Source organism: Hymenobacter sediminis, from assembly GCF_003231285.1.
Classification (GTDB): domain Bacteria; phylum Bacteroidota; class Bacteroidia; order Cytophagales; family Hymenobacteraceae; genus Hymenobacter; species Hymenobacter sediminis.
This window is the reverse complement of sequence record NZ_QKNS01000005.1, coordinates 268676-281590: the sequence shown is the minus strand read 5'-3', so window position 1 is coordinate 281590 and position 12915 is coordinate 268676. Positions and strand designations below refer to the sequence as shown.

Genomic DNA, 12915 nt, shown 5'->3' with positions numbered 1-12915 from the left:
GCCCCCGGCGCCAAATGACGACCGGGGGCTGCAGTGGTGTGCTTGTGTAGAGGTAGGGATTAGCTCAGGACCTCTTGTACGGTGGCTTCCGATTGAGCGTTGCCTTTCGGGAAGGTTTCGTTGTAAAGCTTGATGCTTTCCTCAATGATGCGGTACGCATCCTCGCGGCCCATGAAGCGCTCAACGGTTACTTGCTTGTGCTCCAAGGCTTTGTAATCCTCGAAGAAGCGCTGCATTTCCAGCAGGGTGTGGGGCGGCAGGTCGGCAATATCGTTGTAGTGGTTTACCGATACGTCGTTCGCAGCCACAGCAATGATCTTGTCGTCTTCCTCGTTCTGGTCGATCATCTGCATTACCCCAATCACCTTGGCATCAACCAGGCACATGGGTACAATATCAACAGAGCACAGCACCAAGATGTCGAGCGGGTCTTTGTCGTCGCAGTAGGTCTGCGGAATAAAGCCATAGGCAGCCGGGTAGTGTACGGCCGAGAACAGCACGCGGTCCAGCTTCAGCAGGCCGCTTTCTTTGTCCAGCTCGTATTTGCCTTTCGAGCCTTTCGGAATTTCGATAATACCATTAACAACTCGGGGAGCGTCTTCGCCACGCTCTACGTCGTGCCAGGGGTTAAAATGAGCCATGTGAGAGAAATATCAGGGTAAGATCTGTTCCTACCCTCTGGTCGTTGTAAATAAACGGTTGTACGCGTTAAACGGCAAGCTGCTAAAATAGATGTAGCCTCTTTCCGCAAGTATGGCCCCTGGTTCTTAGGTTACCAGCCCAGCACCTCCGGTAAGGGTTGCCCGGTGCAGCCGTCGGGCTCCTGAATGTGCAGCCAGCGGGCCAGCGTGGGTGCAATATCGGTAATCTTTGCCGGAGCCGAGGACTGCCCATGCTTTACGCGCCAGCCCCAGAACACGACCGGAATATGGGTATCGTAGTTGCCCGACGAGCCGTGGGTTGTGCCCTTATTGATGGGGTACTGATACGACTCCAGCCAGCCCGGCTCTAGCACCACCAGCACGTCGCCGCTACGCTTAGGGTAATAGCCGTTTTCCAGGTACATCAGCATTCCGCTTTCCCAGTGCGACTTTTGCACATCTTCGGCGGCCAGGGCACGCGTTACGCCCGTAAAATCCAGCATGATACCAGCTACTTCGCGTTGCATCTGGTAGAGGTCCAGCTTCTTTTCAGCAATTAGCGGACGGTTCAGGTACACCTGTTGGTTTTCGTAGCTGAGCACCCATTTGCCCGGGCCATGCAGGCTCACCAGCTTTTGCTGCAATGAGTCGCGCATGCGGCCTGGCCCTACCGATCCGGCCGGAATTTTCTTGTCAATCAGGAAATTGGGCGAATGAGCCGCGCCGTGGTCGGCGCTCAGAAACACCAGAGCCTGCTTCTTGCCCACTGTTTTATCGAGGTAGGCAAACAGGCGCTCTAATTCTTTGTCAAGGCGTAGGTAGGTATCCTCGGCCTCAATGGAATTCGGGCCAAACTGGTGTCCGACGTAATCGGTGCTGCTAAAGCTTAAGGCCAGAAAGTCGGTTTGTCCGCGTTGGCCTAACTGTTCGGCTCGAATGGCTTCCAGCGCGAAATCCAGGGTCAGGGAGTTACCGAAGGGGGTGGAACGAATCAGATCCAGGTTGCGGGACGTGGCCTCCGGAGCCTTTTCGCCGGCTGCCTGCATGTTGCCCTTCACGGCGGCACTAGGCGCGGCACTCAGGGTAGGCAAATCGTGCGGAAATACGGGCTTTGCCTCACCTTTGAAGGCGCCCTCCCAGGCCACATCGTCGGGGGAGCTTTCGATGTACTGCGCAATGGGCAGCAGCGTATTCCAGGCTTGGTCCAAGTATTTGGCTGCCCGATTTTCACCGTTGAATTTCACTACCCACTCCGGCAGTTGCTGGGTGTAGAAAGTGCTTGTGATAAAGGCTCCGTTGCCTCCATCGTACCAATATGCCGCGTTGGCTGCGTGTCCGGCAGGTAGGATGGAACCCCGGTCTTTAATACATACCCCAATCACCTTGCTCTGGAAATTGGTAGCCAGGCGCAACTCATCGGTGATGGTAGTGGTCAGCATGTGGCGCGGCGACTGTTGCCCTGCCGACACCGAGCCGCCTACCGGCTGCACAGTCTTGTCCTCTGTCACGTAGGTGCCTTTCCCCTCTTCGCGCACCAGCCAGTTGTTGCCGACTATGCCGTGCACTGAGGGGGTAGCACCCGTATAGATGCTGGCATGGCCCGGTCCGGTGTAGGTAGGCACGTAGTTGTAATGGGCATTTTCGTAGCTGAAGCCTTCGCCCAGCAGGCGACGAAATCCGCCAGCGCCGTACTTATTCCAATAGCGGTACAGATAATCGTAGCGCATCTGGTCTACCACTATTCCTACTACCAGTTTGGGCCGGTCGAGGGGTTTTCCAGATTTCTGCGCAAAGGCGGGCGTCACCAGCATAGCGGCCAGCAGCAGACTCAGACTTTTTTTCAAGGCGAAAAGGAAGAGTAAAAGTAGCCGGGTTGGCTACGCAAGGGTTGGAAGCCCAAAGATAACCCCTCGCTGTCTGGAATCAGCTCGTCCAGAGCCAAAAGGGCCGAATGGCCGTAGGCAGTAAGGAGCACCTCGCATCGGGGTACCAGCCTGCACTACCGGTGACATGCCGCGGCTTGCTACCTGCTTTTCCTCGTCCAATCCCGCCTACTCGGCGCTACCATCTCTCTATGCTCCCCGATTCTCAGCAGTATGCCCTCATATTCGATATGGATGGTACCATTATCGACAATACGCCTTTCCAGGCCGAATCCTTTCGGCTTCTATTCCGCGACTTAGGCCTGACAACCGACGCCCGCCGTCTGCTGGACCGGCTGAACGGAATGCCGGCCTCTAAAATTCTGCAAACTGTTTTCACGAATCCGGTTCCAAAGAAAAAGTTGGAGGAATATGCAGCTCAGCGGGAGTTCCTGTACCGAGTGCTGTACTGGGATAAACGCAAGGAAATAGCTGGCCTCACCCCATTCTTGCAAGCAGCCCGGGCAGCGGGTTTCAAAACAGCTCTTGGCACAGGCTCCGCCTCCGACACTATCAGCTACATCATCGACCACCTAGACTTGCGTCGCCATTTTGACGTGATAGTTGGCAAAGACGATGTAGAGCGGGGCAAGCCCCATGCTGATACCTACACCAGCACGTCTCAGCAGCTCGGCATCCCACCGGAGCGCTGCCTGGTGTTTGAAGACGCTATTCTAGGAGAACAGTCAGCTTACAAAGCCGGGATGCGCTGTATTACACTAACGACTACCCTCAAGCCAGAGCAGTTTCAGGCTCCTCTGCGGGTTATTAAGGATTTCATGGATATCACACCGGAACAGATTCTGGAACTATTGGAGCAGCAGCCCGCCACTCCCAAGCCGAGTAAGGAACTAGCGAAACGGCAGTACATGCAGTTGTAGAGTTATATAGACACTGACGTTACAGATACAAAAAGGCCCGTTTCCTTCCGGAAACGGGCCTTTGCGTTCTGAGAGTATGTAGTGCTACCGACCAGCAGCCAGTGCTTCAGCACCACCCACGATTTCTAGAATCTCGGTGGTAATGGCAGCCTGACGGGTACGGTTATACGTCAGCTTCAACTGTTTCAGCAGCTCACCAGCGTTATCAGTCGCCTTATCCATAGCTGTCATGCGGGCACCGTGCTCCGAAGCGTTGCTTTCCAGCACAGCCTTGTAGAGCTGCACCTTTAACGACTGCGGAATTAGGGTACGCACAATTTCTTCTTTCGAAGGCTCGAAGATGTAGTCCACGTTCGAGGTGGCCGGCGCGCCAGCTGGCTGCTCAGCAGGTACCAGTGGCAGCAACTGCTCGGTACGCACAATCTGGGTAGCTACGTTCTTGAACTCGTTGTACACCATCACGACCTCGTCGTACTGGCCTGCGCGGAAACCGTCCATAGCTTGCTCAGCTGCTTCCCGTACCGTATCAAACGAGAGCTTACCGAAAACATGCTGGTAGTTGCCTAACAGCGGCAAGCGCTTGCCGAAATACTCGTGCGCCTTACGACCAATGGCCAGCACTGTAACGTTGCCAGCCGCCGCTTGGGTAGCGTAGCGCTCCTGCAGTACAGCATTCACCCCTTTGAAGATGTTGCTGTTAAAGGCGCCGGCCAAACCACGGTCCGAGGTAATAGCAATGATCAGCACGCGGCGCACATCGCGCACCACGCCGTACTCACTTACTACATCCTCGCCAGCCAGAGCAGTTAGGTTGCTCAGAATGCTGTTGAGCCGCTGGGCATACGGGCGCATACGCAGGATATTATCCTGAGCCCGACGCAGCTTGGCAGCCGCCACCATTTTCATGGCTTTGGTGATTTGCTGCGTGCTCTGCACCGATGTAATGCGGCTCCGAACTTCTTTTAAGCTAGCCATTTCTGTGAAAATAAGTTGTCAGTTGCTAGTTGTCGGTTGTCAGCATGGAGCGGGTTAGAAACCTTTTCCTGACAACTGACAACCAACAACTGACAACCAATGAATTACTTAGAAGCGTAAGCAGCCGACAGGTCTTTGGCAACCTGACGGATAGCACCGGTCGTCTCGTCGTCGAGCTTACCAGCCTTCAGGCCTTTCAGCACCTCGGGGTGGCGGGTATTCATCACTTGGGTGAACTCCTTCTCAAACTCTCGAACCCGGTTTACGGGCACTAAATCCAGCAGACCGTTAGTAGCGGCATAGATGATAGCTACCTGATCCTCCACCTTCTGAGGCGAGAACTGAGGCTGCTTCAGGATTTCGAGGTTACGACGGCCGCGCTCAATCGTGAGCTTAGTCGAGGCATCAAGGTCAGAGCCGAACTTGGCGAAGGCTTCCAGCTCGCGGAACTGAGCTTGGTCAAGCTTCAGGGTACCGGCTACCTTCTTCATCGACTTGATCTGAGCGTTACCACCTACGCGCGATACCGAGATACCTACGTTAATGGCCGGACGCACACCCGAGTTGAAGAGGTTGGTTTCAAGGAAGATCTGACCGTCAGTAATCGAAATTACGTTGGTCGGGATGTAAGCTGAAACGTCACCAGCCTGAGTTTCGATGATGGGCAGAGCCGTCAGCGAACCACCACCTTTCACCAGAGGCTTAATGCTCTCGGGCAGGTCGTTCATGTCCTGGGCAATGGCGTCGGAAGCATTGATCTTCGCAGCACGCTCCAGCAGGCGGCTGTGCAGATAGAATACGTCACCAGGGTAAGCTTCACGTCCGGGAGGACGACGCAGCAACAGCGACACTTCGCGGTAAGCTACAGCCTGCTTTGACAAGTCATCGTATACCACCAGAGCCGGACGGCCCGTGTCGCGGAAGAACTCCCCGATAGCAGCACCCGTGAAGGGAGCAAAGAACTGCATAGGAGCAGGGTCAGAAGCCGAAGCCGACACTACTACCGTGTAGTCCATAGCACCACCTTTGGTCAGCGCATTCACTACCTGCGCTACGGTCGAAGCCTTCTGACCTACGGCAACGTAAATGCAGAAAACCGGCTCGCCGCGCTCGTAGAATTCGCGCTGGTTCAGAATAGCGTCAAGGGCTACCGTCGACTTACCCGTCTGACGGTCACCAATTATCAACTCACGCTGGCCGCGTCCAATCGGAATCATGGCGTCAATAGCCTTGATACCCGTTTGCATGGGCTCGTTTACTGGCTGACGGTAGATTACACCGGGAGCCTTACGCTCCAGGGGCATATCGTAGGTAGCGCCCTGGATAGGACCACGACCATCGATAGGCTGACCGAGCGTGTTTACCACGCGGCCGATGATGCCGTCACCTACCTGAATAGAAGCAATTTTATTGGTACGACGTACCGTAGCGCCTTCCCGGATTTCAGAGTAGTCACCGAGCATTACGGCACCTACGTTGTCTTCTTCCAGGTTCAGCACAAGGGCCTGCAGGCCATTTTCAAATTCGAGCAATTCCCCCGACTGGGCTTTGCCCAGGCCGTAGATGCGGGCTACACCGTCACCAACCTGCAGAACCGTACCTACCTCTTCGAGTTCGGCTTCGGTTTTGAAGTTAGAGAGCTGCTCCCGCAGAATGGCGGATACTTCATCCGGACGTACTTCTGCCATGGTGGGTTATAGTTGGGATTGGTAGGGGTTCTTCGAGAATTCGGTGCGCAGCTTGCGCAACCGGTAGCTCACCGAGTCATCAATGAGCCGGTCGCCGATACGCAGCACAAAGCCGCCAATCAGCGAAGGATCTATCTTTTCGGTGAGGGTCACCTGCTGCTGTCCCGTTTGCTGGCGAACCAGCTGGACTACTTGCAGGCGGGTAGGAGCATCCAGCGGAGTAGCCGTAGTTACTTCCGCCAGCTGCACACCGCGCAGTTGGTTATACTGGCGCTGAAACTCGCTGCCAATAAACTCCAGGGCGCTTTCACGGTTTTTCTGCGTGATGATGGTGAAGAACTTACTGGTCAGCTCTGATACCTTGCCCGTGAACACGGCGTTCAGAATAGCCAGCTTTTTGTCGTGCTTCACAATTGGGTTGCGCAGTAATAGGCGTAGCTCACGGTTCTCGTCCAGCACTTTCGTGAACAAGTCCATGTCCTGCTTTACCTGCTCCAGCGTCCCACGCTCCTCGGCCAGATCCAGCAACGACTTCGCGTAACGGGAGGCAACTCGTAGTTCAGACATTGATTTCAGTATTGAGTAGTTGGTAGTGAGTACTGAGTAGATTTCATTTAGCTGAGCCAAATCAGACTACTCAATACTCGATACTCACTACTAATTCAATTTCACTTCTTTCAGATACGAGTCCACGAGTTGCTGCTGAGCCGGTTGGTCGGTCAGTTCGCGGCGCAAGATGCGCTCGGCAATATCGATGGAAAGCTGAGCAGCGGTATTTTTCACCTCCGCCAGAGCCGCGTTTTTCTCGTTCTGGATGGCTTCACGAGCTTGCAAAATCATGCGGCTGCCTTCTTCGGTAGCCTTGTTCTTCGCCTGCTCAATGAGTTGGTTGGAAACGTCGGTAGCTTCCTTTAGAATACGGTCGCGCTCCAGACGGGCTTCGGCCAGCAATTTTTCGTTGCCGGCTTTCAACTGCTGCATTTCCAGCTTGGCTTGGTCAGCCATGCGCAGAGCGCCTTCAATGGAGCTTTCCCGCTCTTTCAAAGAGCTCAGAATGGGTTTCCAGGCAAAGGCACGCAACAACAGCAGCACGATGCCGAAAATCACCAGCTGCCAGAAAATCAGGCCTAATTCGGGCGTTACAATTTGCATCGTAGAAACTAGTAGGTAGTGAGTAATGAGTACCGAAAACCGTGATACTAAGAGCAGATATTCCGCTAGTTATCAACTTGTGGTACTAAGAAAGCCAAGACAGCCCGCTACGCCGTGCGCTGAAGCGACGCGCGCAGCGGGCTGCTTGTGTACTACCTCTATCCCTAGAGATTGAACGAAATCAGCAGGCAGACTACTACTGCGAACAGTGCCAGACCTTCAATCAGAGCAGCTACAATCAGCATAGCCGTTTGGATGCGGCCCGAAGCTTCTGGCTGACGGCCGATGGCTTCCATTGCCTGACCACCGATACGACCAATGCCGAGACCAGCACCTAGAGCAACCAGGCCAGCACCGATAGCAGCACCGAATACGGCCAGACCAGCAGAATTAGTAATGGCCTGCAACAACAGAGAAAGAAGCATAAAAAAGAAGTTTGTGGGGAGTGAAAAACAAAAAAATCAGGGGGTGAGAAAGGCTTAGTGAGCGTGAGCATGTGCCTGCTCCGGGCCGTCGCCACCGCCTATCTGGTAATCAGCGTCGTGGTGTTCTTCTACCGCGCCACCGATGTACATAGCCGTCAGCAGGGTGAAGATGTAGGCCTGCAGAATAGCAACCATCAGTTCTAGCGTATTGATAAACAGGCCAAACGCCAAAGAAACGGGAGCAACACCAATGTTGCGGAAAATAAAAATGAGCGATATAAAGCTCAGCGTCACAATGTGACCTGCCGTGATGTTGGCGAACAAACGCACCATCAGGGAGAAGGGCTTTACAAAGATGCCGATGATTTCTACCGGAATCATGATAGGCAACAAAGGCTTCGGTACGCCGGGGGTAGCGAAGATGTGGTGCCAGTAATTCTTATTCGAGCTGAAAAGGGTGATGAGCAGTGTCAGTACTGCCAAGGTCAGCGTCACGGCAATGTTACCGGTGAGGTTAGCGCCACCGGGCACCAGACCCAGTAGGTTGTTGAACCAGATGAAGAAGAACACCGTCAGCAGATAAGGCATATAGCGCTCATACTTCGGGCCGATGGACTTCTTAGCTACCTCGTCGCGAACAAAGACGATGATAGGCTCAAAGAAGGATTGAATACCTTTTGGAGCACCAGTACCACGCTTGGCGTACCCACCAGCCACTGAGGTAAACACAATCAGCAGTAGCGCAGCACTCAGCATAAGCGAGGCCACATTCTTCGTAATCGAGAAATCGTACACCTTGCTGCCATCTTCTGACACCAGATGCTCGTGCTCCAGCTTCAGGCCCTGATATTCTTTACCCTCAGCCAGCTGCGAGGAAGAGAATATGCTCAGGCCTTGAGAAGGACGGTAGGCGATAACAGGAAGCGGAATTGTTAGGTGCGTGCCGTGCTCTTCGTCGCCCAGGGTAGCGAAATGCCATTCGTGCGCATCGCCAATGTGATGCAGAATCATGTCGCCTGGGCTGAAGGCCTCCTTATCCGTGGCTTCCTCTTGCGTAGAGGTCGGTTCGTTGGCATACACCGAGAACGAGAACAGGCACAAGAGAGCTAAAAGTAAGCGCTTCATTCAGAGGGGGTTAGGGACATTTTCACAAAATCTTCATTTTGTGGTTTCACCCGGTTTTGAAAACGGGCGCAAGTTAGTCAGAACGCTCCAGACTTCAAACCCAGTAAAGAGAAAATACAACAGGAAGAAGCTACCCAAAAAAGCCCACTGGCCAGTGCCTTCCCGGCCTCCACCTGCAAAAAGGTACACCAGCACCAGCGTGAGCGATAAAAGCAGGCGTGCAACCATCGACCCGAAATAGGCGACCATAAAATTTTGCGCGTTAGCCTGCACCAATTTTGCCGTCAGCCAATAGGTAAGCAGAGTCAGGAGCGCGAAGAAGCTGAAGGTGTACACGGTAAAAGGGTGCACAATGCGCGAGCCGAACTGAGAATACACGGCATAGAGCCCAAATCCCAGCAGTAGGCAAAAAATAAAGTACGGGCGCAGAAATGACTTCAAGGAGAAATAAGTTGACGTGAGAGAAGACCAAGAGTCTACTCCTTGGTAAGGGAGCGAATGACGTTATACATAGCGGCAAACAAGCCCAGTAGCATAAGTCCCAGGGTGAACCAAGGTGTTTTCGTCTTGAAATGCCCGTCGAGCCAGTAGCCGGCCCAAGTGCTCAGGCCGATAGTCACCATCATTTGCGCAGCAATTCCGGAGTAGCGGGCCACGGCACGCATCCGGTCGGCGTTGCCTTCGGAATCGGGGCGCGGCTCTGAGGGAGGAACAGGAGCAGACATACAGGGGCAGTTGGGGTAGGAATACAAAACTACGCGGTGCGGAGTTAGGAGTTGATGCGGCGGCTACCTCAATGGCAGGTCCGGGCAGAAACCTGTACTTTTACTCAGCTTGCTACGTTGTGGAAAGCACAACCCACCGAACGATTTGAAACGGGGGCTGTGTTTTCTGTCTGCCTGTTTTGCCCTCAGCTTCTGCTGCTTTGACGACGACAACCTTTCCGCTTCTGCGCTACCTGTCTGCTCCGGCAGCAACCCTCCTGCTAGCTACTGGTATAGTTGGGTGCGCCTCTGAGCGACCTTCTATTGTTGGTCACGCTTACGATAATGTGGTGGCCCGCGACAATGCGTATTTCCTGGCTCATGAAAAAATGAAGGCCACGGAAGCTACCTTATATAAGGCCCGCATCAACGACTACAACCGCACCCTGCCCCTATTTCCTACCTTGGATGATGCCACCGTTGCGCGCGTAACGGCCGACCTGGACGATATCATCAAGAAGGCTTCCCTACCCATTCAGCACCGTCCAGGCTCCGACTGGACGGATGACAGCTACATCCTGATTGGTAAGGCACGCTTCTATAAAAAGGAGTACGAAGATGCGGCCAAGACCTTTAAGTATATTAATACCACCAGCAAGGATGTAAATGCCCGCCACGAAGCCCTGATCTGGCTGATGCGTACATTCCTGGCTACTAAAGAGCTCGAAAACGCCGCAGCCGTATCGGATATCCTGGACAAGGAGCAGGGTACTGAGCCCAATGCGCGGGAGCTGTTTTTAACCCGAGCAGAGTTTTACCTACTCAGAGCAGAGCCAGCTCGTGCCATTGAAAATCTGGAGAAGGCTATCCCTTATATCGAGCCTAAGAATGAGCAGTCCCGGACGCGCTTTATTCTGGCCCAGCTTTACCAAGCGCTGGGGGAGGACAAGCAAGCATACGCGCAGCTTAATCAGATTCTGAAAAAGAATCCGCCCTACGAGCTGGACTTTTTTAGTAAGCTGATGTTGGGTCAAGTATCAGATCTGAACCAGACGGACCGCGCCCGACTTGATAAGTATTTTGCCAAGCTGCTTAAAAACGCAAACAACAAGGAATACCGCGACAAGATTTATTACGAAATGGCGCGGCTGGAGTACCGGCAGCAGCGCTACCCCGAGGCCCTAGCGTTACTGCAGAAATCCGCCCGCACTCCTTCCCCTAACCGGGCACAGAAGTCTTATGTATACCTGCTCAGCGGGCGCATCTATTACGAAAACCTGCAGAAGTACCGCCTAGCCGCACTTTACTATGATAGCACGGTGCAGGTACTACCCCGTGAGGCACCGGAATACGCCGCCATTGCCGAGCGTGCGGCTATTCTGAAAGACTTTGCTCAGCAACTCACTATTGTAGAAACCCAAGACAGCTTACAGACGCTAGCCCGGCTGGACTCCGCAACGTTGCGCACCCGCCTAACCGCGTATGCCCAAGCAGAGCTGGATGTTCAGCGCAAAGCTGCCGAGCAACTAGCAGCTCAGCAGGCTCGGCAGGAACAGCGCGGCGGCCAGCAGTTGTCGGGTATCAGCTCAGGCCGGGATTTGCAGCCCGACGTGAATACCGATGATTTCCTAGCTGCGAATACCGGAGTAAAGTGGTACTTCGATAACCCAACAGCCTTAGGCACGGCTCGCAACGATTTTATTCGGCGCTGGGGCGACCGGCCGCTGCAGGACAACTGGCGCACCGTCAGCCAAGCCAGCAGTTCGCCGGTTACCGCCCGTGGGGGTAACGTGCCCGTGAGTATTGCCGGAAACGCTAGCACTACAGTAAACGGAACAGGTACGCCAACCGAAGTTACGCCCACTGACCCAGCAGTGCAGCTACAGGCCTTGGTGGCTCGGTATCGGCAAGACATTCCAGTAACGGAAGCGCAGCGCAAGCAGTCTGACTCTCAGATTGAGGAAGCTCTGTATTCCCTGGGAGGTATTTACAAGCAAGAGCTGCGGGAGCCGGAGCGAGCCATCGAAACGTACGAGAACTTACTGACGCGCTACCCCCAGGGCACTCACACATCCGAAACGCTTTATATTCTGTACTTGCTTCACAAGCAGCAGAACAATGCTAGCAAGGCTGAAAGCTACGCGGAGCGCTTGCGGCAGGTGTATCCTACCTCCTCCTACGCCCGCTTGGTTGCTGACCCCGAGTATTTGCGTCGGACCTCGGTAGTGAATGCGAAGGTGGCAGCACTGGTAGACTCTGCCTTTACCCTGTATAAAAAGCAGGAGTTTACCAAGGCAGGCGCCGTACTGGACCAAACGCGGAAGCAATACCCGGAAAACGACTTAAACGACCGGGTAGCCTTCATTTCCACTTTGCTTACTATTCGGACCCAGCCGCCACTTACGGCAAAAGCAGCAGTTGAGAAGTTCTATAAAGACTACCCGGAGAGCCCGCTGGCACGCCAAGCTGCTACCCTACTTACTACCTATAAACAGCAGGCAGAAGGGCAAATTGCCGGGGCCTTGGCTTCCACCGATAAACCGGTAGTGTCGTCGTTCAAGCCCGGTGAAGTAGAAAACCGCATGCGAATTTTCTACGGCGAAAACGAGTCGCCGGCAGCGCCGGCGCCCCGGACACCAGCCCCTGCTGCTCCTGTACCAGCTGCTGTTCCTGCTGTTCCGCCGGCTTCGGTTCTGCCTACCCCTGTTCCATCATCAAACCCTGCACCAGCTCCTACTCCTGCGCAGCCAGAACCAACCTCAGCTTCAGCCCCTGCCCCTACCCCGGCTCCGGTGGTTGATGAAGCTAAGGCTGCCCGTATGGCCGCAGCGCAGGCACGAGCTCGAGGCAAAAAACCTGTACCTCCTTCTAAGTCAACATCTCCTGCTCCTGGCAACAGCACGCCCACTCCAAATACTTCAGCGCCCGCCACGCCTACTGCAGCACCATCTGCTACCCCGTCGCCGGCGCCAGCACCGGTAACGCCCCCGGCTCCTGAGGCCGCTACCCCTTACAAGGCCGACGTAAATACCTCGCACGTTGTTGTATTGATGATGGCGAAAGACGCTCCGTTCCTGAAAGACCTGGCCACCCAATTGAGCACCTATAATGGGCGCTATTTCAAGGCTGGCAGCTTACAAGTTCGTCAGCAGGCTTTGGGGGCAACGCAGGAGGTAGTAATAGTAGAGTCGCTGCCAAACGCGAAAGTGGCCCAGAGTTATGCCCTGAAATTGCGGGGCCCACAGTCGCCGCTGAGCAAGCTGCGCGGCGCGGGTTACCAAACTCTCATTATTAGTATTGATAACTTGCCGCTCCTGCTCCAGCGTCAGAATCCTGAAGAGTATCAGCGTTTCTACCAGCAGAGCTACTCTAAATAATTGTTCGGGCTGTTGCCACAGGAGT

Annotated in this window: 12 protein-coding genes; 2 read left to right on the top strand and 10 right to left on the bottom strand. The window is 54.4% G+C overall.

The window, feature by feature from the left end:
• Window positions 1-59: 59 nt before the first annotated feature.
• Together DNI29_RS15095 and pafA are read right to left on the bottom strand one after the other, a co-directional pair.
• Window positions 60-641, bottom strand: coding sequence for an inorganic diphosphatase (locus DNI29_RS15095; protein WP_110978956.1), 582 nt, complete (start codon window positions 639-641; stop codon window positions 60-62).
• A gap of 131 nt (window positions 642-772) precedes the next feature.
• Window positions 773-2485, bottom strand: coding sequence for an alkaline phosphatase PafA (gene pafA / locus DNI29_RS15090; RefSeq protein ID WP_110978955.1), 1713 nt, complete (start codon window positions 2483-2485; stop codon window positions 773-775).
• A gap of 230 nt (window positions 2486-2715) precedes the next feature.
• Here pafA and DNI29_RS15085 point away from each other — a divergent pair, with 230 nt between their 5' ends.
• On the top strand, window positions 2716-3444 hold the full coding sequence (locus DNI29_RS15085) for an HAD family hydrolase (protein WP_162303625.1): 729 nt from the start codon (window positions 2716-2718) through the stop codon (window positions 3442-3444).
• 84 nt (window positions 3445-3528) lie between these two features.
• On the opposite strand, the gene atpG is transcribed toward DNI29_RS15085, so the two are convergent.
• The 8 genes from atpG to DNI29_RS15045 all read right to left on the bottom strand — a co-directional run bounded on the left by atpG (window position 3529) and on the right by DNI29_RS15045 (window position 9534).
• Entirely contained in the window at window positions 3529-4419 is an 891-nt protein-coding gene (gene atpG / locus DNI29_RS15080) for an ATP synthase F1 subunit gamma (RefSeq protein ID WP_110978953.1), read from the bottom strand.
• Window positions 4420-4523: 104 nt separating this feature from the next.
• Window positions 4524-6107 carry a F0F1 ATP synthase subunit alpha gene (gene atpA / locus DNI29_RS15075; RefSeq protein WP_110978952.1) on the bottom strand — a complete coding sequence of 528 codons (1584 nt, stop codon included), beginning with the start codon at window positions 6105-6107 and terminating at the stop codon, window positions 4524-4526.
• A gap of 6 nt (window positions 6108-6113) precedes the next feature.
• Window positions 6114-6674 carry an ATP synthase F1 subunit delta gene (atpH, locus tag DNI29_RS15070; protein ID WP_110978951.1) on the bottom strand — a complete coding sequence of 187 codons (561 nt, stop codon included), beginning with the start codon at window positions 6672-6674 and terminating at the stop codon, window positions 6114-6116.
• Between the two features lie 90 nt (window positions 6675-6764).
• Window positions 6765-7259, bottom strand: coding sequence for a F0F1 ATP synthase subunit B (locus DNI29_RS15065; RefSeq protein WP_110978950.1), 495 nt, complete (start codon window positions 7257-7259; stop codon window positions 6765-6767).
• 164 nt (window positions 7260-7423) lie between these two features.
• Window positions 7424-7684: an ATP synthase F0 subunit C gene (atpE, locus tag DNI29_RS15060; RefSeq protein ID WP_110978949.1), complete on the bottom strand. Its 261-nt coding sequence runs from the start codon at window positions 7682-7684 to the stop codon at window positions 7424-7426.
• Between the two features lie 54 nt (window positions 7685-7738).
• The gene (gene atpB, locus DNI29_RS15055) at window positions 7739-8809 is read right to left on the bottom strand and encodes a F0F1 ATP synthase subunit A (protein ID WP_110978948.1); all 1071 of its coding nucleotides are present in this window, start codon (window positions 8807-8809) and stop codon (window positions 7739-7741) included.
• A 33-nt stretch (window positions 8810-8842) separates the two neighbouring features.
• A complete protein-coding gene (locus DNI29_RS15050; RefSeq protein WP_110978947.1) occupies window positions 8843-9250 on the bottom strand; it encodes a hypothetical protein in 408 nt (135 codons plus the stop codon).
• A gap of 35 nt (window positions 9251-9285) precedes the next feature.
• Window positions 9286-9534 (bottom strand): AtpZ/AtpI family protein, encoded by a 249-nt coding sequence (locus DNI29_RS15045; protein WP_110978946.1) that lies wholly within the window; start codon window positions 9532-9534, stop codon window positions 9286-9288.
• A gap of 200 nt (window positions 9535-9734) precedes the next feature.
• Here DNI29_RS15045 and porW point away from each other — a divergent pair, with 200 nt between their 5' ends.
• On the top strand, window positions 9735-12890 hold the full coding sequence (porW, locus tag DNI29_RS15040; protein WP_123823270.1) for a type IX secretion system periplasmic lipoprotein PorW/SprE: 3156 nt from the start codon (window positions 9735-9737) through the stop codon (window positions 12888-12890).
• Window positions 12891-12915 lie beyond the last annotated feature (25 nt).

Excerpts from the sequence above, each read along its gene's own strand:
- DNI29_RS15095 (WP_110978956.1), bottom strand. The coding sequence starts at position 641 with ATGGCTCATTTTAACCCCTGGCACGACGTAGAGCGTGGCGAAGACGCT.
- DNI29_RS15085 (WP_162303625.1), top strand. The coding sequence starts at position 2,716 with ATGCTCCCCGATTCTCAGCAGTATGCCCTCATATTCGATATGGATGGT.
- atpG (WP_110978953.1), bottom strand. The coding sequence starts at position 4,419 with ATGGCTAGCTTAAAAGAAGTTCGGAGCCGCATTACATCGGTGCAGAGC.
- atpA (WP_110978952.1), bottom strand. The coding sequence starts at position 6,107 with ATGGCAGAAGTACGTCCGGATGAAGTATCCGCCATTCTGCGGGAGCAG.
- atpH (WP_110978951.1), bottom strand. The coding sequence starts at position 6,674 with ATGTCTGAACTACGAGTTGCCTCCCGTTACGCGAAGTCGTTGCTGGAT.
- DNI29_RS15065 (WP_110978950.1), bottom strand. The coding sequence starts at position 7,259 with ATGCAAATTGTAACGCCCGAATTAGGCCTGATTTTCTGGCAGCTGGTG.
- atpE (WP_110978949.1), bottom strand. The coding sequence starts at position 7,684 with ATGCTTCTTTCTCTGTTGTTGCAGGCCATTACTAATTCTGCTGGTCTG.
- atpB (WP_110978948.1), bottom strand. The coding sequence starts at position 8,809 with ATGAAGCGCTTACTTTTAGCTCTCTTGTGCCTGTTCTCGTTCTCGGTG.
- DNI29_RS15045 (WP_110978946.1), bottom strand. The coding sequence starts at position 9,534 with ATGTCTGCTCCTGTTCCTCCCTCAGAGCCGCGCCCCGATTCCGAAGGC.